Genomic DNA, 19592 nt, shown 5'->3' with positions numbered 1-19592 from the left:
CGCAGCTTATCTTGCTGTGCCGCTCCTTGCGCCGCCCAGTGCCGACTGGCAAATAGAAAGGCGGCGCCATGCCCTCCATTTTGTTCGAGACCGACGGCAGTATCTGCACCATCACGATGAACCGGCCGCACAAACGCAATGCGGTCGACCGCTTGATGGCCGATGAGCTGCATCTGGCGTTTGAACGGTTCGAAAGCGATGCCTCGCTGCGGGTGGCGGTGCTGACCGGCGCCGGGGACAACTTCTGCGCCGGCGCCGACCTCACCGCCATCGGCGATCCTGCCTTGCGCAATGAGCTCGACGCCGAAGGCGGCGGCAGCGGCCCGATGGGCCCGACCCGCATGGCGCTGTCCAAGCCGCTGGTGGCAGCCATCAATGGCTGTGCCGTTGCCGGCGGACTGGAACTGGCGTTGCTGGCAGATCTGCGGGTGGCCGACGAGGATGCCGTGTTCGGCGTGTTTTGCCGGCGCTGGGGCGTGCCCTTGATCGATGGCGGCACGGTCAGGCTGCCGCGCCTGATCGGCATGGGTCGGGCGCTGGACTTGATCCTGACGGGACGCCCGGTTGCCGCCGCCGAAGCGTTGGCGATGGGCTTGATCAACCGCAGCACGCCGCCCGGCGGCGCCTTGCTGGTGGCGCAGGATCTGGCGCGGCAGATCGCCGGCTTTCCCCAGCAATGCATGCTGACCGATCGCAGCTCCGCTTATGAACAATGGGATTTGCCATTGGCCGAGGCGTTGCGGCGCGAAGGCGCGCATGGAGTGCCGATCGTGTTTGGCGAAGGCGAGGACGGCGCGTCCAGGTTCACGCTTGGAGCGGGGCGCCATGGCCGTTTTGATGCCTGATATTGCTTGTTGTTGGTGGTAACTGCCGTAAATACGGACTTGCTGCGTTGCGATCCGGCGGTTTTAGGGATTTTGCTTATATCGGCTTAGGGTAAGGTTCAACCTTGTCTTGACTGTGAATAACCCAACTTGCTTGGGTTTGTGCTATAATGCCGACTATACTTGCAATTTTCGGACTACGCGTAGTGGTTTACCCGAATGACCATCGTCCAGCGCATGTCCATGTCATAGGTAACGGTTGTGAAGCAGTGTTCAACTTGCATTGCCCCCATGGCCCGTCAGAATTGCGAGAGAATTTCGGATTTTCTCGGAAAGAAGTTGCCAGGATAGCGAACAGGCTTGATGCCAGCCTGGCCCTTCTTTGCCACGAATGGAGGCAACTGCATGGACATTACTGACAGCCAATTTGAAGCAGCCAATCAGCGGGCCGCGGACAAAAAAACCATATTCCCGAGCGTGGTGTCGGTCCGCTATGACCGCCGCGTAGCCCGTGTCGTTATCGTGCTGGCCTCCGGGCTGGAGCTGGCATTTTCTCCCAAGCACGCGCAGGGACTGGAGCACGCGCATCCTGCCGAACTGGCTGACGCTGAAATTTCGCCCTCAGGCCTTGGCATCCACTTCCCGCATCTGGATGCCGATCTCTACTTGCCGGCATTGCTGGAAGGTTTCCTGGGTTCGAAGCGCTGGATGGCGTCCGAGATCGGCAAAATCGGCGGCAAGGCATCCAGCGAGGCGAAAACTAAGGCGGCACGTGAAAACGGCAAGCTGGGCGGCCGTCCCAGAAAGAATAAGGAGCTGAGCGCGGCCTGAACGCTTCCTCAAGTCTGCAGCTTGTAGCGGGTGAATTTTTCGATCAAGGCGGCGCCGTCGCTCAGCAGGAAATTCTCGAAGGCGATCGCTACCGGCGGCAGCTGCTTGTTCTGACGGTGCACCACGTACCAGTTCAGCATCGCCGGAAATCCCTCCACATCCAGCACCACCAGATTGCCGACCTGCAGTTCCAGGCTGATGGTATGGACTGACAAGAAACTGATTCCCATGCCGGCGATCACTGCCTGCTTGATAGTTTCAAAACTCTTGATTTCCATGGCTACGTTGATCTGCGCCACTTGTTCGCCAAAACTTTCCTGCATCGACAGCCAGGTGTCGGAACCGCGTTCCCGCACAATGAATGGTTCGCGCAGCAAACGTGTCCTGGAAATATTTTTCTTGCGCGCTAGCGGATGCTGGGGCGACGCTACGATGACATAAGGGTGGGGCGCGAACGCCTGGCGTATCATGCCAGCGTCTTCCGGCGGCCGCACCATGATCGCCAGGTCGGTCAGGTTATCGTGCAGGCTGCGCAGCAATTCTTCGCGGTTGTGGACGGTCAGCTTGAGGCTGACATTGTCATGGCTGCGTTGGAACTCCGCCAGCAGGCGTGGGAAAAAATAATCGCCTGCGCTGATCACCGCGACATTCAGCCTGCCGCCGGCAACACCCTGCAATTGCGCCATGGCGTCTTCGGTTTCGCGGAACTGCTGGATGATCATGCGGCCATGGCGCAGCATTTCTATGCCTGCGGCAGTCAGGTAGATTTTCTTGCCAAGCTGTTCGAACAGCGGCAACCCGGCGTGCTCCTCCAGCTGCTTGACCTGCAGCGAAACCGCCGGCTGGGTCAGGTGCAGCTCTTCCGCGGCACGCGAATAACTCAGATGGCGCGCTACCGCTTCAAAGGTTTTCAACTGGCGCAAGGTGGCATTTTTCATTTTGCTGCCCGGTTATGCATAAGCGATTGCTAATCGTCTTTCGTAAAAACTTTAACTGTTTCTAATCATTAGCTTTCCCTACCATGGATTCAACTCTGCACAACGATGCAGATGAATCCAGGCGCTGACGCGCCTCACTTGGAGGAAATGCATCATGGCTAGCATCACGATCGATCCGGCATTCATCAACCCATCCGAAGAAACCTCGCTGTTTGCCTATAACTCTGCCTTCCACGAACTCGGTCTGAGCTGGCACTGGGATCTCGATACCTATCATTCCTTGCTGGCGCGCTGCGCCGGAAAACACCTGGTCTGCTCTTATGTCGAGCTGCATCAACCGCATTTGCTGAATGCCTACGATGCGGATTTCCTGATCGGCGCGATTGAAAGCGCGAGGGCTCGCTGCCTGGAAAATCTCGTGGCCTGCGGCTCGCGGCCAGGCCTCAACGTCAACTGGGCGGAAGTACAGCGCGCCGAAATCGGTATCTGAATAGTAGCCCCTATTTGCTTGGGCCCAGCAGCCTGCAGCGACTAAAAAACCGGCAATCTTGACCGCCGTCAAGGCTGCCGGCAACAAGTCCTCGCACAATCGGACCAGCCCGGCAGGCCATCGCCATAGCTGATCGTCGACGCTTTCCATGAAAGAAAAAAATGATACGACATTGGCTGCGCTTCATGCATCAAGACAGTCTCCGCTTCGGCACGCTTGAAGGCCGGCGTGTCCGGCTGTGGGACGGCGCCATGTTTGGCAAGGCGCAGCCCAGCAGCACATATCTGGACCCGGATCAAGTCGATTTATTGACGCCGACCGCGCCGAGCAAGATTCTGGCGCTGTGGAACAACTTCGGCGCGCTGGGCGCCAAGCTGAATCTTGCGCCGCCGCTGGAGCCCCTGTACCTGATCAAGGCGCCTAACTCCTACCTGAAGCCGCACGGGATTATCCGTTCGCCGGCGGCCGGCGGCAAAGTGGTGTTCGAAGGGGAGCTGGGCATCGTGATCGGCAAGACTGCCAGCCAGGTATCTGAACAAGATGCCGGCAACCATATATTCGGCTACACCTGCGCCAACGATGTCACCGCGGCGGAGATCCTGAGCCGCGATCCGACGTTTGCGCAATGGGTGCGCGCCAAGGGCTTCGATACTTTCTGTCCTTTCGGTCCGGTCGTGGCAACCGGGCTCGATCCGCGCGGGTTGAGAGTCAAGACCTGGCTGAACGGCGAGCTGCGGCAAGACTATCCCGTCAGCGACATGCTGTTTTCACCGGCCCGGCTGGTCAGCCTGATTTCCCAGGACATGAGTTTGTATCCCGGTGATCTCATCTTGTGCGGCACCTCGGTCGGCGTCGGCTCGATGAAGCCCGGCAGTACGGTGGAAATCGAGATCGAGGGCATCGGCAAACTGAGCAACCGCTTCGAATAGAGCTGCGGCGTTTCCCGGCCTTCTGAATTTCTTACTTTTAAATACGGAGCAAGCATGAAAATCGCAATTGTGGGGGCGGGGGCCATAGGCGGCTATGTCGGCGCCAAACTGGCGCTGGCCGGAGAGGATGTAAGTTTCATGGTGCGCGGCGCCAACCTTGAAGCGATCCGGCGCAACGGCATGCGGCTGATCATGGAGGACGGCACGGAACATGTGGCCGGCCAAGTCAGGGCTAGCGACGATTACCGGCAAACCGGACCGCAAGACCTGGTGATACTGGCGCTCAAGGCGCACCAGCTGGAAGCCGTGGGACATGAGCTGCATCATTTGCTGGGGCCGGACACCAGCATTGTCACCATGCAGAATGGCATTCCTTATTGGTATTTTTATAAAACCGGTGGCGTCCTGGAAGGCAGCTGCCTGAAGATGGTGGATCCGAGCGGCAAGCTGGGGGAGCAGATTCCGCCGGCGCGGGTCATCGGTTGCGTGGTCTATCCGGCATCGGAGCTGGTCGCGCCTGGCGTGGTGCGGCATTTCGAAGGCGAACGCTTTCCGCTGGGCGAACTCGACGGCACTCACAGCGAACGCGTGCAGCGCATCTCGGCATCCTTCACGGGGGCTGGTTTCAAGGCGCCGGTGCTAGACGACATCCGTGCTGAAATCTGGCTCAAGCTGTGGGGCAACCTGAGTTTCAATCCGATCAGCGCCTTGACCCATTCAACCCTGGTCGACATCTGCCAGTTCCCATTGACGCGCGAGCTGGCTGCCGCATTGATGACAGAAGCGCAAACAATCGCGCACAAACTGGGCATCAGTTTCCGCGTGCCGCTGGACAAGCGCATCGCCGGCGCCGAAAAAATCGGCAAGCACAAGACTTCGATGCTGAAAGACGTGGAGGCCGGACGGGCGCTGGAGATCGATGCGCTGGTGGGATCGGTGATCGAACTGGGCCGCTTGACCGCCACGCCGACGCCGCAACTGGATACGGTGTATGCGCTGGTGAAACTGCTGGCCAAGACCTTTGAAGAAGAACGCGGGCAGTTGCAGCTGCGAAGGGTGGCCTGACTGCCGGTACAAAACTAAATTTGCCAGCGGTGCACAATCTTGACCGGCGTCAAGGAACGGCCAGGAAAACCGCCCCAGAATCAGGCATCGCACCCATTGTGCGCATCGCCGCAATCCGTCAGCTGTCGCAACAGATAAAAATATAAGCAGCCTAAAATATCAGGAGACAAGACGCATGGAAACCAGCAATTCCAAGGGCGCCCCTAATCGGTGGATACAACTGATTATCGGTATCATCTGCATGGGCTTAGTCGCCAATCTGCAATATGCATGGACCCTGTTCGTGACACCTATGGATGCCAAGCACCATTGGGGACAGGCGGCGATTCAATTATCGTTTTCAATTTTCATCGTGACCGAAACCTGGCTGGTGCCGGTCGAGGGCTGGCTGGTCGACAAGTTCGGGCCGCGTCCGGTGATTGCCGTAGGCGCCATTTTCGCGGCGGCCGGATGGGTGATCAACTCGATGGCGACCAGCCTGTTCGAGCTGTATGCGGCGGCGATCATCGCCGGCGTAGGGGCCGGCTGCGTCTACGGCACCTGCGTCGGCAACGCCTTGAAATGGTTTCCCGACAAGCGCGGCCTGGCGGCCGGCATGACGGCGGCAGGCTTTGGCGCCGGCGCCGCGGTGACGGTGATCCCGATTGCGAACATGATCCAGAGCTCCGGCTACGAACGCGCCTTCCTGTTCTTCGGCATCCTGCAGGGCGCTTGCATTTTCCTGCTGGCGATGCTGATGGTGCGGCCGGTGCCGCCGAAAGGGATTGTGGTGTCGAAGAAGCTGACCATGACCAAGATCGATTACAAGGCCGGGCAGATGATCAGGACCCCGGTGTTCTGGGTGATGTATGCGATGTTCGTGGCGGTCGCGGCCGGAGGTCTGATGGCAACCGCACAACTGGCGCCGATCGCCAAGGATTTCGGCATCGCCAAGCTGCCGATCAGCTTGCTCGGCGTGACCTTGCCGCTGCTCACCATGACGCTCTCCATCGATAATCTGTGCAATGGCTTCACCCGGCCTCTATGTGGCTTCATTTCCGACAAGATCGGCCGCGAAAACACCATGTTCATCGTCTTTATCGGCGAAGGCGTGGCCTTGCTGGGGCTGATGCAGTACGGCCACAATCCTTATGCATTCATGGCGTTTGCCGCTTTGATATTCCTGTTCTGGGGCGAGATATTTTCCATTTTCCCAGCGATCTGCGCCGATACCTTCGGCAGCAAGTTCGCCTCGGGGAACGCCGGTACGCTGTACACGGCGAAAGGAACCGCCGCCTTGCTGGTGCCGCTCACTTCGGTGCTGTCGGCCGGCGGCGCCTGGAACCGGGTCTTCATTGCAGCCGCAGCGATCACCATCGCTGCCGGCCTTGCCGCCAAGTTCGTGCTGGCCCCTATGCGCAAGCGCTGGGTGGAAAGACCAGCGCCGCCTGTAGCCGCGCAAGCTGCCGAGTCGCATGGCGGCGGCGCGTCGGCGGCGATTGAACACTCGGTATAAGCAAGCCAGGGAGTGGCGGTCCGCGCCACTCCAGATCGACTCCAAACCCACTCCCATATCTTCACAGCGTTTTCCCGCCTTTCTCAATTGATATAAGAAATTGGCATAACTAAATTATGCTGCGGCACGGCAGTTGCGGCCCCAAAAGGGCTCTTGGGAAGTGCATCAAATCCTCCAGCACAAATAAAGACAGCCAATCGAAGATTGGCTGTCTTGCACTGCGTTTTACCGGCGCCACCTTGGCGGCGCTGGTTGGAATTACATGCCCCAGGTGTAGGCGGCGTCAGCCTTGTCGCTGCTGCTTTCCACATCAAGCGATTCGCGCAGGTTGATGCCGAATACGGTAGCAGCCACGGCATACGCAACGCCTGCCACTTTTGCGGAAAAACCTGTGCTGTTCGCCGGGGTGAAGCTATTGGTTGCTGTAGTCATGGTGATGCTCCTGTCAAAGTAGAAATCTTCTTTTGCTGCTTTGCATTATAGAGATTGAATATTGCTTCTTCTAATGACATTATCCGATAACAGGTATGTCACTTGTCAATATCTTGCGCTGCAATATAGACGGACAGGCCCGGAATACAACAACATTTCTGTCTTTTGACGGTGTCTCATCGAAACAACAGCATGGCTGCTTTTGAATAATTCCATATCGGCAATTTAATCGGCCGGGGATGCGGCCGATGCGCCCCAGCCGGCAGCCTATCCGCTGATGTTCATGCGTTGCGTATGGGTCCATTGGTGGTCGTAGTCAGACACGGTTGAATCGTAGCTGCCATAAGTCATGCCTTCGCCGGGCCAGGGATTCATGATGTACAGGTAATTCACGCCGTTCACGGTTTCATATCCGCGCCCGACCATGATATGGCCGCCGCCGTTGGTCCAGCCGTAACGCACGACAAACGGCCGGTTGGCGTTGATGTCGCTGACCACATGCGCCCAGGACAGGTAGTTGTTGACGGCGGTATTCGGCACACCCCAGTAGCCCAGGATGTCTTGCACGCTGCCGTTGCCGCCATACATGCCGTTGGGCTGGTTGGCCTGGCTGTTCCAGTTAAAGCTGCTGTTGCCGCAGGCGTAGTTGATGCCAAACGCCCAGTTGACTATCCCGCACTGGCTCGGCGCCTTCTTGTAGAAATTCAATACCGCCTTGCTGGAACCTGCCCAGCACCATTCGCTGTGCTCCTGCGTGACCAGCGGCACATTCAAGGTTTTCGAAGCGGCCAATGCCATCGGCGTCATCAGCACAAGGCTGGCGCCCGCAATCATGCGGCGTAGTGTCTTATTCACGTTCACTCCTGGAGTAGGTTGAAGATCAGCGGAAGTTGGCGATATTCGCCTTGACGGCGGCGCGCAAGGATTCAGCGAACTGGCTGGCATCCATCAGGCCGTTGGCGGCGTTATCGGCGGCGCTGCCGGTTTTCTTTGCGCGCTGCTGCAGCAACAGCGATTCGCGCGCCGATTGCAGCGGTGCGAAACGGGGCGCGGCGCCGTTGGCCGAAGCGACTTCCAGAAAATCGGACTGGGCCTGGAAGACGCGGATAAAGCGCAGGTTGGAATGGTCGGCATTGCCATGGAATTGCATCAGGGCATCGACATCCTTGGACAAGCCGGCGCCGCCATAGGCAATGGTTTGCCATGTGCCGTTGAGTTTTTCCACGGTCGCCAGTCCGATCGGACGGTTATCGCGGCTGATCAGGAAACGCCAGACACCGGTCGGTTTCGCCATAGCGCTGAAGTCGCCGCGGCCCGCCACGATGTCTTTCGGATCGACCGTATATACCGGGAAACCGTAGGCGATGCGGGCATCCTTCAGGTCCTGGACGTCAGCCACATCGAGCGGGAAGCCATCGGGCAGCGTGCCGGCATGGGCCTGCATCTGGCTTTGTACAAACTCGGTGAAACCGCGGGCGGCGGCGGCGCTGGCATCGTTGCCTTCGCTTTGCTGGAGTAGCTGCGGGGTTCGCGCAGCGTTTGATTGCGCGTGCAGCGGAGCGCTCATGGCCAGCACGGCGGCGCTGAATAAGAGAGCCTGGACGATTGGTTTAGCATGCATCTTTGATTTCCCCTTAGATCGTGATCGAGAAGTTTCGCGGAAAGGCGCTGCCCGGCTCAGGCACCCCGACGGGATGCAAGTGATGTGCAAGATGGCAGTGCTCGTACCAATCTAGGACGATGGGGAAGGTAAAAACAGCTGTCAGAGTTGACAGCGTGATAGCACGGGAAGCAAGGCGGCGATGCCTAGATTTTTCCCTGATGCTTCAAACGGCTCAAGGTTTCCGCGGAAATGTTCAGATAGGTCGCCAGTTCCTTTTTAGGAATGCGGTCGTACAGCTCGGCGTGCTTGCGCAGGAACCTGTGCACGCGCCCTGGCGCATCCAGCAGATGCAGGGTGATGGTGTGCGCCATGATCTCGCTCATCAGTCGCATCACTTCATATTCAAAGGTTTGCTTCAGCTGCGGGTGGCGCTCCATGAAGGCCGCCCATTGCTGCAATGGCAATTTGGCAACCCGCGCCTTGGAAACGCAAACGATGCTGTATGGCGCCGGCGTTTTCAGGCGCCAGGCGGCATAGCTGGTCTCCATGTCGCGCTCGTCGGCGAAGCGCAAGATCATTTCCTTGGCTTGCTGGTTGGTGACCACGCGCTTGAGGATGCCGTCCAGGATGAAATATTGCTCCATTTCATGCACGCCCTGGTGCAGCAGGATTTCACCCTTGCCGCCGTCCACCACCACCAGGTGGGATTCCAGCTCGAGCATGTCACTTTCGCTCAAACCCTTTAAAACATTATTTTGACGCAGTTGGACGCGAATGATGTTTTTCTCTGGATGGTTTTCTATGAGGCTCATGTAAGCGATTTAGTAATAGTCGACAGCGCCCGAAGATGATGCGGCAAAACTTGACCGAGGTCAATGAAGAGCCAGGGTAGCCCTAGCTAATATGGCATCAAGCAAGGCAACAAGAAAACCCTAGAGACAACCGACAACAGGAGGAATGATGGCAGCAGTGATATCCGAGCCGAAAGTGGCAACTAGTACAACCGCTGACGATACGCTCAAGCGCAAGAGCCGGGAAGCCGGCGTGGTCTCGGGCGGCCATCTGGTGGCGCGGGCGTTGAAGAATGAAGGCGTGGATACCATCTTCACTCTGTGCGGCGGCCATATCATCGATATCTACGATGGCTGCATCGACGAGGGCATCCGTATCATCGACGTCCGCCACGAGCAGGTCGCCGCCCACGCGGCAGACGGCTATGCGCGCCAGACCGGCAAACTGGGTGTGGTGGTCACTACCGCCGGCCCGGGCTGCACCAACGCCGTCACCGGCATCGCCACCGCCTTCCGCTCGGAAAGTCCGGTACTGCATATCGGTGGCCAAGGCGGCATTACCCAGCACATGATGGGTTCGCTGCAAGACTTGCCGCATACCGAAATGATGCGGCCGATCACCAAGTTTTCCGAAGGCGTGCGTTCCACCGAACGCGTGGCCGACATGGTGTCGATGGCGATCCGCGCCTGCTTCGCCGGCGCTCCCGGCCCGGCTTACCTGGAAATCCCGCGCGACGTGCTGGACCGCGAAATCGAGATCAGCAAGGCCGTGATCCCGGCCGCCGGGCAGTATCGCGCTTCAGTGAAATCATTGGGCGATGTTGCCGACATCGAAAAGCTGGCCGACATCCTGGTGCAGGCGGAACGACCGGTAGTGCTGTACGGCGGCCAGGTCTGGTCCTCGCGCGGGCACAAGGAAGCGATCGATCTGGTGCGCGGCCTGGATATTCCGGCTTACTTCAACGGCGCGTCGCGCGGCCTGCTGCCGCCGGGCGATCCGCATCATTTCGACCGTACCCGCCGCGAAGGCTTCGACAAGGCCGACGTCATCCTGATCGTCGGCACGCCGTTCGACTTCCGCATGGGCTACGGCAAGCGCCTCGGCCTCAACGCCAAGGTGATCCAGATCGACCAGGATTACCGCACCGTCGGCAAGAACCGCGACATCACGCTCGGCCTGGTGGGCGATCCTGGCACTATCCTGGGCGCCGTGCTGCAAGCCGCCAGCGGCCGCATCAACAAGGGCGCCCATGAAAAGCGGCGCGTCTGGATGAAGCAGTTGCAGCTGCAGGAAGCCATCGCCACGGAAAAGCTGATGCCTTTGTTTAAATCGAACAGCTCGCCTATCCATCCCTATCGCGTCGCTTATGAAATCAACGAGTTCCTGAACGACGACACCATCTACATCGGCGACGGCGGCGACGTCGTCACCATCTCGGCGCAGGCAGTGCGTCCGCGCAATCCGGGCCAGTGGATGGATCCGGGCGCGCTCGGCAGCTTGGGTGTCGGCACCGGTTTTGCGATCGCCGCCGGCCTGGCCAATCCGGAAAAGGAAGTGATGTGCTACTACGGCGACGGCGCTTTCAGCATGACTTCCTTTGACATGGAGACCGCCAATCGTTTCGGCGTGCCGTATATCGCCGTGATTGGTAATAACTCTGCGATGAACCAGATCCGCTACGGCCAGCTGGCCAAGTACGGCGAAGAACGCGGCAATGTCGGCAATCTGCTGAGCGATATCCCTTACGGAAAATTCGCCGAGATGCTAGGCGGCTATGGCGAAGAAGTGCGCGATCCGGCGCAGATTGCCGGCGCCTTGCAAAGGGCACGCGAAGCAGTGCGCAAGACGCGTCGCTGCGCGGTGGTGAACATCTGGGTCGATCCTGCCGTGTATGCACCGGGAACCATGGCGCAAACCATGTACAAATAAGCCGGACTGCTGCAGGCGAGCACACGCATTAGACCAATTGAACAGGAGTTTGAAATGAGCAAACCACTAGACGGCATTCGTATCATCGACTTCACCCATGTCCAGGCCGGCCCGGCGTGCACGCAATTGCTGGCATGGTTCGGCGCCGATGTGATCAAGGTTGAGCGCCCAGGCTCGGGCGACGTCACCCGTTCCCAGCTGCGCGACATCCCGGATGTCGACGCCTTGTACTTCACCATGTTGAACAGCAACAAGCGCTCGCTGACGCTGGACACCAAGAAACCCGAAGGTAAGCTGGTGCTGGAAAAGCTGATCAAGGAATCCGATGTGCTGGTGGAGAATTTCGGCCCCGGCGCGCTGGACCGCATGGGTTTTTCCTGGGAGCGCATCAATGAGCTCAATCCGAAGATGATCGTGGCGTCGGTCAAGGGTTTCAGCGACGGCCATCACTACGACGACCTGAAGGTCTACGAAAACGTCGCCCAGTGCGCCGGCGGCGCCGCCTCCACCACAGGCTTCTGGGACGGCCCGCCGACGGTCAGCGCCGCCGCCCTGGGCGACAGCAATACCGGCATGCACCTGGCGATCGGCATCCTGACGGCGCTGATCGGCCGCGACAAGACTGGCAAGGGACAGCGAGTCGCAGTGTCGATGCAGGATAGCGTGCTCAACCTGTGCCGGGTCAAGCTGCGCGATCAGCAACGGCTCGACCGCCTCGGCTTCCTGGAAGAATATCCGCAGTACCCGCACGGCACTTTCAGCGACGTGGTGCCGCGCGGCGGCAACGCCGGCGGCGGCGGCCAGCCGGGCTGGGTGCTCAAGTGCAAGGGCTGGCAGGAAGATCCCAATGCGTATATCTACTTCACCATCCAGGGCCATGCCTGGGCGCCGATCTGCAAGGCGATCGGCAAGGACGAATGGATCGACGATCCGGCCTACAACACGCCGAAGGCGCGCCAGCCGCACATCACCGAGATCTTCGATACGATCGAAGTGTGGCTGCAGGACAAGACCAAGTTCGAGGCCGTCGATATCCTGCGCAAGTTCGATATTCCTTGCGCGCCGGTGCTGACCATGAAGGAGCTGGCGAACGACCCCTCGCTGCGCGCCAGCGGCACCATCGCCGAAGTCGATCACAAGGAGCGCGGCAAATACCTCACGGTCGGCAGCCCGATCAAGTTCTCCGACCTGACGCCGGAAATCACCGGTTCGCCTTTGCTGGGTGAGCATACCGACGAGGTGCTGGCCAGCCTCGGTTATAGCGCCGGGCAGATTGCGGAATTGCACAGTGCGCAAGCAGTTTGAGCATGCGGCAATGACAGCTGGATAGTCGGCACAGCAGCGGCGCCCACCTGGGGCGCCGTATTTACTTGGATACGACGGCTTTAATAAACGAACAGGAGCAACGCCATGTCTAGCGCAACCGATCTGGATCAGCTGATACGGGCAATCGGCGACGCCATCGTGATTTCCGACGCCCGCGGCGCCATCACCTTATGGAATCCGGCGGCGGAGCGCATGTTTGGCTTCAGCCAGGATGAAGCGCTGGGAAAATCGCTCGACCTGATCATTCCGGAACGCCAGCGCCAGCGCCACTGGGACGGTTATCAAAAGACCGTGACGAGCGGCATTACGCGCTATGGCAACGAGGTGCTGCGGGTGCCGGCAGTACACAAGGACGGCCATGCCTTGTCGATTGCATTCACCGTGGCCCTGTTGCATACCCAGGCGAACGAGGTGGCGGCGATTGTTGCCGTGATCCGCGACGAAAGCAGCCGCTTTGTCGAGGATCGCGCCTTGCGCAAGCGCCTGGTAGAGCTGGAGGCCAAACTGGCGGCGACGCAGGCGGCTGAATCCAGCTAAGATCACAGCAGCACCAGCGACATGGTGACGACGATAAATATAAACAGGATAGAAACAGGAGATTTTCATGAGCAAAGCACTGGATGGCGTGCGCATTCTCGATTTCACCCATGTCCAGTCCGGACCGACCTGCACCCAGCTGCTCGCCTGGTTCGGCGCCGACGTCATCAAGGTCGAGCGGGCCGGCGAGGGCGACGCGACGCGCGGCCAGCTGCGCGACATTCCCGGGGTCGACAGCTTATACTTCACCATGCTTAACCATAACAAGCGTTCCATCACGCTCGACACCAAGAATCCGAAGGGCAAGGAAGTGCTGGAAACCCTGATCAAGGATTGCGATGTGCTGGTGGAGAATTTTGCGCCGGGCGCGTTGGACCGCATGGGCTTCAGCTGGGAACGCATCCAGGAACTCAATCCGCGCATGGTGGTTGCTTCCGTCAAGGGCTTCGGTCCCGGCAAGTACGAAGATTGCAAGGTCTATGAAAACGTCGCCCAGTGCGCCGGCGGCGCCGCCTCGACTACCGGCTTCGACGACGGCCCGCCGATGGTGACCGGTGCCCAGATCGGCGACAGCGGCACCGGCCTGCACCTGGCGCTCGGCATCGTCAGTGCGCTGTATCAGCGCCACAGCAGCGGGCGCGGCCAGAAAGTGCTGGCGCCGATGCAAGACGCGGTGCTCAATCTGTGCCGAGTCAAGCTGCGCGACCAGCAGCGGCTGGAACGGACCGGCACCATGCATGAGTATCCGCAATACCCGGACAGCAAGTTCGGCGAGGCGGTGCCGCGCGCTGGCAACGCTTCCGGCGGCGGCCAGCCGGGCTCCATCCTGAAATGCAAGGGTTGGGAAAGCGATCCCAATGCCTACATCTATTTCATCACCCAGGGCGCGGTCTGGCCGGCGGTCTGCAAGGTGATCGGCGAGGAGGGCTGGATCACGGACGAAGCGTACGCCACGCCGGCGGCGCGGTTGCTGCATCTGAAGCCGATTTTTGCCCGCATCGAGCAATGGACCATGAGCAAGACCAAGTTCGAGGCGATGGATATCCTCAACCAGTACGATATTCCCTGCGGTCCGATCCTGTCGATGAAGGAAATCGCCGAGGAGCCCTCACTGCGCGAGAGCGGCACCATAGTCGAAGTCGACCATCCGACTCGCGGCAAGTACCTGACGGTAGGCAATCCGATCAAGATGTCCGACAGTCCGACCGAGGTGACCCGCTCGCCGCTGCTGGGTGAGCATACCGAAGAAGTGTTGGCGCAACTCGGTTATGGCAAGGACTACATCGCCATGCTGCGCGAGGAAAAGGTGATTTGAGTTCAGCGGCTGCCTAAACAGGCCCCGGAACCGGCCGCCTTTCGGTTCCGGGAGCGCCTGTCTGTGCTCATTGTTTGTGCTTGTGCCAGGAACCAGTTGCCGGCCGCCGCGGTCTTTGATTGCTGTTTTTGGCCCGGGCCGGGTGGCAATAGCATCCCTTACGGTTAAATTTTTGCCCAATCCCAATATTGTTTCTGGATATACTTCCCTCGGTCTCATTTGACCTGACATCTCATAACAATCAAACCGGGGGATTAAATGTTGTTGAAATCAATTGTAAAAACTGCACTTTTTTCTGCATTACAACTGGGGCTGCTAATGCAGGCATCGGCCCAGGAGGCTGCTCAAACGATGGCGCCAGCCGCCGTGAGTGACAGCGCCGTTGGTCCTAGCGCGGCGGATTTTCCGGCGGCGGGCAAGGCGGTGGAAGTGGTATTTGGCGACGCCATCATCGACCTGAATTTCAGGGATCTTAATACCTTGTCAATTTACTGCCGCTCCGGCATCTTCAAGGGCATTACCGAAACAGTGCAGTACACGGCGGTCAAGATTCGTCCGCAGGTCTACATGGTGTACTGGCATGAACCGGACTCCAAGCTGAACGTGGTGCACGTGGAGGATTTCGAGCATGGTACGGTGCATACCAACGTAGCCTATCCCGACGGCAAGTTTGTGCACTTCAAGGGCAGCATTAAAATTGTTGGAAATGCAAAATAGCTTTCTTGCGGCGATGGCAAGGCTATGTATTTAAGGTGGAGCTAAACAGAGAGCCGGCCAGATGATTTCGGATCGGCTCTCTGTGAACGGGGTCAGCTAGGCAGTCTGCAGTTTCGAGTGTTCCAGCAGGACAATTTCCTGGGCAACGCTCCAGGCATCGTTGGCGGCATTCTTGCGACCGGCGACATGGGCGGCGAGGGTGGCGCCGTCTAGCAGCATGACCACTTGCCGCGCCAGTTTGGTGGCAACGCTTTTTCCTACCAAGGGTTCCAGTATATTCTTGACAAGGTCGGTCAGGCCTTTCTTCTGGCTGGCGGCCGTACGCAGGATGGCGTTATCGGTGCCGTGGAATTCCGCCGCTGCCGCTGCAAACATGCAGCCGGTGAAATTCACCTCGCGGAACCACTTGTCGTGCCACATGAAGACGCCATGCAGCTTGTCTATCGGCGTCTCGAATTTTTCGAGAAACAGGGAGAGCGAATTTGCACACATCGCCATGCGTTCTTCCAGTACTTCCACCACCAGCTCTTTTTTCGATGGAAAATATTTATACAGTGTCATCTTGGCGACACCCGCTTCCGCCAGAATGCGGTCTATGCCTACCGCATGGTAACCGTCCTGGGAAAAGAGCCGCGTTGCCGTATCGATAAGTATCTGTCGTTTTTCTTTCATACGCGTCATTGATTAGGTGTAAGTTACATAGTTAAACATGCGATAGGCCGGTAGCGCAAACATGGCAAAGCGACTGCCGGACATGATCTGCTGAAATCGGTACTGTGTACAGCACGGTATATTATCTCAATATTTGTTGTCGCCGATACAAGTTAGTGATCGGCAGCGAAAACTGGCTGGAAAGCGTTGTAAAACGGCGTTGTACAGCTGTCATCAGACTCGCGCCTGACTCTAATATTTCAATATTATGACAGACCTGTCTGTTTAAATTTAGGATATTATAAAAAATTTACAGGGGGCAATTCTGCCGCTTGCATAAAAATTAAGGGTGGCAATGGCAGTCACGGTTTAAACACTATTTTGAGGAAGTTACATGAGTTATTCGACCGTAGCGAATTCGCAAGTCACAGAATTGTTTCATGCAGTGGATCTTCACCCGGACGTCTACGAAAGTCTGCGAGAGCCATATTCCGAGTTTCCCCTTGATACCATCGTGTCCATGCTGGTCGCCGATCCAGAGCTGGAAAGCCGTTTCGACAGTGACCGCGAGCTGTTCGAGCTGTTGATGAACAAGGTTCGCTCGACGCTGGCCAAGGCCCTGGCGACAGATGACGATGAAGCGTTGTGCCTGGTGCACCGGACACTTTTCATCCTGCTGGATATGCATGTGGCGTCGGCGACCAGTTTCGCCGCAGCTAATCAATCCAATCATTACCTGCAGCAGATGCGTAATGAAATCGAAAGAGCCTGGCTGGCGTCCGGCGACTCCTCGCCGCTGGCGCGCATCAGCGCCGACATGCCGCTCACCGATGCCTTGCGCCTTCTCTGGAGCGAGCATAGCGTCTCCAACCATCCTTTGTTCGACTACCTGGAAACCACGGCCACGCACGGTCAGTTCATTGAATTTTTCCGCAGCGACGCGGCGCTGAACATCCGTTTCTTCGACCTGATCGCATTGATACTGGTCGGCTCGGACGAAATCACCCGCAAGGAACTGGTGCAGAATCTGTGGGATGAATCGGGCAACGGTAACTCCGCTCGAAGCCACGTCAATCTGTTCCGCCAGCTGCTGGACATGGTCGGCGCTGATAATGCCGAAGACAATCATGCCTCGTCGCTCGGCTGGCAAGGTCTGGCAGGACACAATCTGTTCATGCTGACCTGTCTGCAGCGCAAGCATTACTTCAAGGCGATCGGCATCATGGCGATCACTGAGCTGCTGGACCCGCGCCAATATGAAAAGCTGGTGCATGGCTGCCACCGTATCGGCCTGGGCAAGGAAGGCGAAGTCGATTACTACAAGGAGCATATCAGTATCGATGTCGTTCATGCCCAGGGCTGGCTGGAAAACGTAATCGTGCCGCTTGACGCAAAATATCCCGAAGCGCGCGGAGAAATCCTGCAGGGCGCCATGTTGCGCCTGAATACTTGCCAGGATTATTACGATGCATTGCTTGGCATGCTGCAAACGCATGCATCGGCAGCAGACAAGGCCTGACCGGCGAAGCCAGGATCTGCAGCAGGCAAGGCCGTCAATCCAGTTTCTGGTTGACGGCCTTGTGCGTTATCCGCCTCTGGCACGCCACAAACCCGGCGGATTTTCATCTCGCAACTCCACTGGCAAATCCTGGTAGAAAACCGGCCTTGCTAACGCGCATGCTTGCGCGCAATTCGTGGTAACAACGGTATGAGCTGCCTTCCATTTTCGTGAATGCCAAAAGATCGCGCTGATCGGAAAATCCCCTGACTGCGCCGCGGCTGACCAAGTGCAGCAGTAATTCATTGGCAGCAAATTTCAGCGCCAGCACGCGGTGCACGTCTTTGCTGTCGTAGCGGCCGGACTGGGTCTCGGCGCGCGCGGCGGCGGCAATGAAGTCCCGTGCGGCACATTCTTCCATGGTCAGTTCGACGCGGCCCTGGGTCGCCAGCCATTCGACATGTGCCATCAGCGCGCGCACCAGGAGCGGGCGAACCGTGGTCAAATATTTGTTGAGCACCGCGGGGCCGCCGGCTTGCAGGCGGTCGCCTTGCGCCACTTGGACCGTGCCCTTGACGTTGCCCAACTGGACCACGTCATCCAGAAAGGGGACGCCGCAGGCAGACCGCTTGAGGGTTGCGTATTGCTCCGGCCAGACCAGGTAGGCGGAAGGGAAGAAGGCGCCGAGAGTACGGGCCACCACGATTGCCATGCCGTCCAGGTTGGCATGCGTGCCCCATACCTTGTCGATATGCAGCTTGAAGCCGTCGCCTTCCGGCTGCGCCACGGTGCGCCAGCTGCTCAAGGTCGGCTCGCCGCCATCGCTCATCAGGAAGTGCAGGTTGTTGCCGCTGTCGATGCAGGCGCCGGCGCGGTCGTACTGGCCGGGCGTCAGGAACAGCGAAAACAGGATGCGGGCAAAAGTCTGCATGAAGGATTTGTAGTGCGGCGCGAGGCCTTCTTGGCGGATCAGTTCCAGCATGCTTTCGGCCATCGCATGTTCCTGATGCGCCAGGACCACTGAAGGCCTGCGGATATCTTCGCTGCGCTCGTAACTGTGCGGCGTCTGCGAAATCAGCATATCCGAATCCTGCAGCCGCACCGAAGCGCGCGAGATGATCTGGATCAGCTGCCGCGGCAGCGCGCCGTAGGAGGCTAAGCGATGAAGGACGGGTTGAGCAGTGACCAGCAACAGCGAATTCAGTGAAAAAGAACGCGCCGGATTTACATCAACTTCCTGAGCCAAGGTTTGCATGTTCCGATGATCCAATTCCAGATTGATAAAATACAGGGCCTTAGACTTCCACTATCTAGCGTCGACCATTGATTCCAGTTCCATCAATTTCCGATCTCCTGCAAGTCAGATAACTTTGCACGCGAATTGCTTCAGTCGGAGCGCAAAAAATGAATGCACGGATAAAAACAGACAGGTCTGTATATTTGGTTTAAATCGATCATATGGCAGATATTTCTTAATGTAAACAAGATTGAGGTGGTTTTTTTGTAAGTTAACTCGACGTAGGTGCCGGCGAAGAATGAGAAAGAAGCTTGAATTAAGATTGCATTTCAATCTGCAAAAAGCATGGCTGAGCGTTTGTTTTCTTGCGGAAAATGAAAGATTAAAAGCCATGGAGGGCCATGGAAAGGTCAAAATCCTGATTAAAATCATAAGCTTGTAAAAAGCGGGCGGAGGCGTGGGAAAATACGCTGTTGCAGTGGTCGAACTTATGGTCGAATAGCGGGCTGTAGAGGCGTTTTCTACCCGAATTTTCCGGCGCCGGATGGCTGCCGGTTTGTGTAGATTTTAATAATTTTTTGTAGTTAACAGGAGATAGCATGAGTCAGGTGAAATATACGGTTGAGCATGAATGGCTGCGCGTTGAGGCCGATGGCGTGGTGACGGTCGGCATTACCGACTTCGCCCAAGGTCACCTGGGCGACCTGGTATTCGTGCAATTGCCTGAAGTCGGCGCCGCGCTCGCCAAGGGCGACGAAGCGGCAGTGATCGAATCGGTCAAGGCCGCCAGTGAAATCATGATGCCGGTCGCCGGCACGGTCACCGAGATCAATGAAACGCTGGCCGATGCGCCGGAACAGATCAATGAAGATCCGCTGGGCGCTGGCTGGTTCTTCAAGATGAAAGTCAGCGATGCAACTGAGTTGAACAGTCTGATGGATGAAGCGGCTTATGCTGCCATGATCAAGGGCCAGGCTTAAGCG

At 58.0% G+C, this 19592-nt stretch carries 21 protein-coding genes; 14 read left to right on the top strand and 7 right to left on the bottom strand.

Going from position 1 to position 19592, the window contains the following annotated elements:
* Positions 1-68: 68 nt before the first annotated feature.
* The 3 genes from BCF11_RS24840 (at position 69) to BCF11_RS24830 (ending at position 1655) form a co-directional block, all read left to right on the top strand.
* Positions 69-845 (top strand): crotonase/enoyl-CoA hydratase family protein, encoded by a 777-nt coding sequence (locus BCF11_RS24840; protein WP_098497118.1) that lies wholly within the window; start codon positions 69-71, stop codon positions 843-845.
* 149 nt (positions 846-994) lie between these two features.
* Positions 995-1243: a DUF4160 domain-containing protein gene (locus BCF11_RS28730; protein ID WP_098497117.1), complete on the top strand. Its 249-nt coding sequence runs from the start codon at positions 995-997 to the stop codon at positions 1241-1243.
* Positions 1230-1655, top strand: coding sequence for a DUF2442 domain-containing protein (locus BCF11_RS24830; protein WP_098497116.1), 426 nt, complete (start codon positions 1230-1232; stop codon positions 1653-1655). The genes BCF11_RS28730 and BCF11_RS24830 overlap by 14 nt, the downstream gene beginning before the upstream one ends.
* Before the next feature lie 8 nt (positions 1656-1663).
* Here the strand turns inward: BCF11_RS24830 and BCF11_RS24825 are convergent, their stop codons facing one another.
* The gene (locus BCF11_RS24825; RefSeq protein ID WP_098497115.1) at positions 1664-2593 is read right to left on the bottom strand and encodes a LysR family transcriptional regulator; all 930 of its coding nucleotides are present in this window, start codon (positions 2591-2593) and stop codon (positions 1664-1666) included.
* Between the two features lie 154 nt (positions 2594-2747).
* Here BCF11_RS24825 and BCF11_RS24820 point away from each other — a divergent pair, with 154 nt between their 5' ends.
* From BCF11_RS24820 to oxlT, 4 genes are all read left to right on the top strand, one after another.
* Positions 2748-3083 (top strand): hypothetical protein, encoded by a 336-nt coding sequence (locus BCF11_RS24820; protein WP_098497114.1) that lies wholly within the window; start codon positions 2748-2750, stop codon positions 3081-3083.
* Positions 3084-3244: 161 nt separating this feature from the next.
* A complete protein-coding gene (locus BCF11_RS24815; RefSeq protein WP_098497113.1) occupies positions 3245-4012 on the top strand; it encodes a fumarylacetoacetate hydrolase family protein in 768 nt (255 codons plus the stop codon).
* A 54-nt stretch (positions 4013-4066) separates the two neighbouring features.
* Complete coding sequence (locus BCF11_RS24810) at positions 4067-5077, top strand: 2-dehydropantoate 2-reductase (protein ID WP_098497112.1); 1011 nt, start codon at positions 4067-4069, stop codon at positions 5075-5077.
* 175 nt (positions 5078-5252) lie between these two features.
* Positions 5253-6572, top strand: a complete 1320-nt coding sequence (oxlT, locus tag BCF11_RS24805) for an oxalate/formate MFS antiporter (RefSeq protein ID WP_098497111.1) — start codon at positions 5253-5255, stop codon at positions 6570-6572.
* A gap of 258 nt (positions 6573-6830) precedes the next feature.
* On the opposite strand, the gene BCF11_RS28095 is transcribed toward oxlT, so the two are convergent.
* The 4 genes from BCF11_RS28095 to BCF11_RS24790 form a co-directional block, all read right to left on the bottom strand.
* The gene (locus tag BCF11_RS28095) at positions 6831-7004 is read right to left on the bottom strand and encodes a hypothetical protein (RefSeq protein WP_158229277.1); all 174 of its coding nucleotides are present in this window, start codon (positions 7002-7004) and stop codon (positions 6831-6833) included.
* A 267-nt stretch (positions 7005-7271) separates the two neighbouring features.
* The gene (locus tag BCF11_RS24800) at positions 7272-7859 is read right to left on the bottom strand and encodes a C39 family peptidase (protein ID WP_233212623.1); all 588 of its coding nucleotides are present in this window, start codon (positions 7857-7859) and stop codon (positions 7272-7274) included.
* 25 nt (positions 7860-7884) lie between these two features.
* A complete protein-coding gene (locus BCF11_RS24795) occupies positions 7885-8625 on the bottom strand; it encodes a hypothetical protein (protein ID WP_098497109.1) in 741 nt (246 codons plus the stop codon).
* Between the two features lie 185 nt (positions 8626-8810).
* Positions 8811-9419 (bottom strand): Crp/Fnr family transcriptional regulator, encoded by a 609-nt coding sequence (locus BCF11_RS24790; RefSeq protein WP_098497108.1) that lies wholly within the window; start codon positions 9417-9419, stop codon positions 8811-8813.
* A 145-nt stretch (positions 9420-9564) separates the two neighbouring features.
* Between BCF11_RS24790 and BCF11_RS24785 the strand changes: the two genes are divergently transcribed.
* The 5 genes from BCF11_RS24785 (at position 9565) to BCF11_RS24765 (ending at position 15223) form a co-directional block, all read left to right on the top strand.
* Entirely contained in the window at positions 9565-11328 is a 1764-nt protein-coding gene (locus BCF11_RS24785; protein WP_369827826.1) for a thiamine pyrophosphate-binding protein, read from the top strand.
* A gap of 54 nt (positions 11329-11382) precedes the next feature.
* The gene (gene frc, locus BCF11_RS24780) at positions 11383-12633 is read left to right on the top strand and encodes a formyl-CoA transferase (RefSeq protein ID WP_098497106.1); all 1251 of its coding nucleotides are present in this window, start codon (positions 11383-11385) and stop codon (positions 12631-12633) included.
* A gap of 105 nt (positions 12634-12738) precedes the next feature.
* Complete coding sequence (locus tag BCF11_RS24775; RefSeq protein ID WP_098497105.1) at positions 12739-13191, top strand: PAS domain S-box protein; 453 nt, start codon at positions 12739-12741, stop codon at positions 13189-13191.
* 67 nt (positions 13192-13258) lie between these two features.
* Positions 13259-14506 carry a formyl-CoA transferase gene (frc, locus tag BCF11_RS24770; protein WP_098497104.1) on the top strand — a complete coding sequence of 416 codons (1248 nt, stop codon included), beginning with the start codon at positions 13259-13261 and terminating at the stop codon, positions 14504-14506.
* A 258-nt stretch (positions 14507-14764) separates the two neighbouring features.
* Entirely contained in the window at positions 14765-15223 is a 459-nt protein-coding gene (locus BCF11_RS24765; RefSeq protein ID WP_199111039.1) for a hypothetical protein, read from the top strand.
* Positions 15224-15319: 96 nt separating this feature from the next.
* Here BCF11_RS24765 and BCF11_RS24760 read toward each other — a convergent pair whose 3' ends face one another.
* Positions 15320-15895, bottom strand: coding sequence for a TetR/AcrR family transcriptional regulator (locus tag BCF11_RS24760; RefSeq protein ID WP_098497102.1), 576 nt, complete (start codon positions 15893-15895; stop codon positions 15320-15322).
* Positions 15896-16268: 373 nt separating this feature from the next.
* On the opposite strand from BCF11_RS24760, the gene BCF11_RS24755 reads away from it, so the two are divergent.
* On the top strand, positions 16269-17393 hold the full coding sequence (locus BCF11_RS24755) for an iron-containing redox enzyme family protein (protein WP_098497101.1): 1125 nt from the start codon (positions 16269-16271) through the stop codon (positions 17391-17393).
* A gap of 103 nt (positions 17394-17496) precedes the next feature.
* Here BCF11_RS24755 and BCF11_RS24750 read toward each other — a convergent pair whose 3' ends face one another.
* The gene (locus BCF11_RS24750) at positions 17497-18627 is read right to left on the bottom strand and encodes a hypothetical protein (protein WP_098497100.1); all 1131 of its coding nucleotides are present in this window, start codon (positions 18625-18627) and stop codon (positions 17497-17499) included.
* A gap of 581 nt (positions 18628-19208) precedes the next feature.
* Here BCF11_RS24750 and gcvH point away from each other — a divergent pair.
* Positions 19209-19589 carry a glycine cleavage system protein GcvH gene (gene gcvH, locus BCF11_RS24745; RefSeq protein ID WP_098497099.1) on the top strand — a complete coding sequence of 127 codons (381 nt, stop codon included), beginning with the start codon at positions 19209-19211 and terminating at the stop codon, positions 19587-19589.
* Positions 19590-19592 lie beyond the last annotated feature (3 nt).

This window comes from Collimonas sp. PA-H2 (assembly GCF_002564105.1).
In the GTDB taxonomy this organism is placed as follows: domain Bacteria; phylum Pseudomonadota; class Gammaproteobacteria; order Burkholderiales; family Burkholderiaceae_D; genus Collimonas.
This window is presented reverse-complemented; position numbering and strand designations above follow the sequence as displayed.

Bases quoted from the DNA above. Each gene is read 5' to 3' on its own strand.
- BCF11_RS24840 (WP_098497118.1), top strand. From the start codon at position 69: ATGCCCTCCATTTTGTTCGAGACCGACGGCAGTATCTGCACCATCACG.
- BCF11_RS28730 (WP_098497117.1), top strand. From the start codon at position 995: ATGCCGACTATACTTGCAATTTTCGGACTACGCGTAGTGGTTTACCCG.
- BCF11_RS24830 (WP_098497116.1), top strand. From the start codon at position 1,230: ATGGACATTACTGACAGCCAATTTGAAGCAGCCAATCAGCGGGCCGCG.
- BCF11_RS24825 (WP_098497115.1), bottom strand. From the start codon at position 2,593: ATGAAAAATGCCACCTTGCGCCAGTTGAAAACCTTTGAAGCGGTAGCG.
- BCF11_RS24820 (WP_098497114.1), top strand. From the start codon at position 2,748: ATGGCTAGCATCACGATCGATCCGGCATTCATCAACCCATCCGAAGAA.
- BCF11_RS24815 (WP_098497113.1), top strand. From the start codon at position 3,245: ATGATACGACATTGGCTGCGCTTCATGCATCAAGACAGTCTCCGCTTC.
- BCF11_RS24810 (WP_098497112.1), top strand. From the start codon at position 4,067: ATGAAAATCGCAATTGTGGGGGCGGGGGCCATAGGCGGCTATGTCGGC.
- oxlT (WP_098497111.1), top strand. From the start codon at position 5,253: ATGGAAACCAGCAATTCCAAGGGCGCCCCTAATCGGTGGATACAACTG.
- BCF11_RS28095 (WP_158229277.1), bottom strand. From the start codon at position 7,004: ATGACTACAGCAACCAATAGCTTCACCCCGGCGAACAGCACAGGTTTT.
- BCF11_RS24795 (WP_098497109.1), bottom strand. From the start codon at position 8,625: ATGCATGCTAAACCAATCGTCCAGGCTCTCTTATTCAGCGCCGCCGTG.
- BCF11_RS24790 (WP_098497108.1), bottom strand. From the start codon at position 9,419: ATGAGCCTCATAGAAAACCATCCAGAGAAAAACATCATTCGCGTCCAA.
- BCF11_RS24785 (WP_369827826.1), top strand. From the start codon at position 9,565: ATGATGGCAGCAGTGATATCCGAGCCGAAAGTGGCAACTAGTACAACC.
- frc (WP_098497106.1), top strand. From the start codon at position 11,383: ATGAGCAAACCACTAGACGGCATTCGTATCATCGACTTCACCCATGTC.
- BCF11_RS24775 (WP_098497105.1), top strand. From the start codon at position 12,739: ATGTCTAGCGCAACCGATCTGGATCAGCTGATACGGGCAATCGGCGAC.
- frc (WP_098497104.1), top strand. From the start codon at position 13,259: ATGAGCAAAGCACTGGATGGCGTGCGCATTCTCGATTTCACCCATGTC.
- BCF11_RS24765 (WP_199111039.1), top strand. From the start codon at position 14,765: ATGTTGTTGAAATCAATTGTAAAAACTGCACTTTTTTCTGCATTACAA.
- BCF11_RS24760 (WP_098497102.1), bottom strand. From the start codon at position 15,895: ATGAAAGAAAAACGACAGATACTTATCGATACGGCAACGCGGCTCTTT.
- BCF11_RS24755 (WP_098497101.1), top strand. From the start codon at position 16,269: ATGAGTTATTCGACCGTAGCGAATTCGCAAGTCACAGAATTGTTTCAT.
- BCF11_RS24750 (WP_098497100.1), bottom strand. From the start codon at position 18,627: ATGCAAACCTTGGCTCAGGAAGTTGATGTAAATCCGGCGCGTTCTTTT.
- gcvH (WP_098497099.1), top strand. From the start codon at position 19,209: ATGAGTCAGGTGAAATATACGGTTGAGCATGAATGGCTGCGCGTTGAG.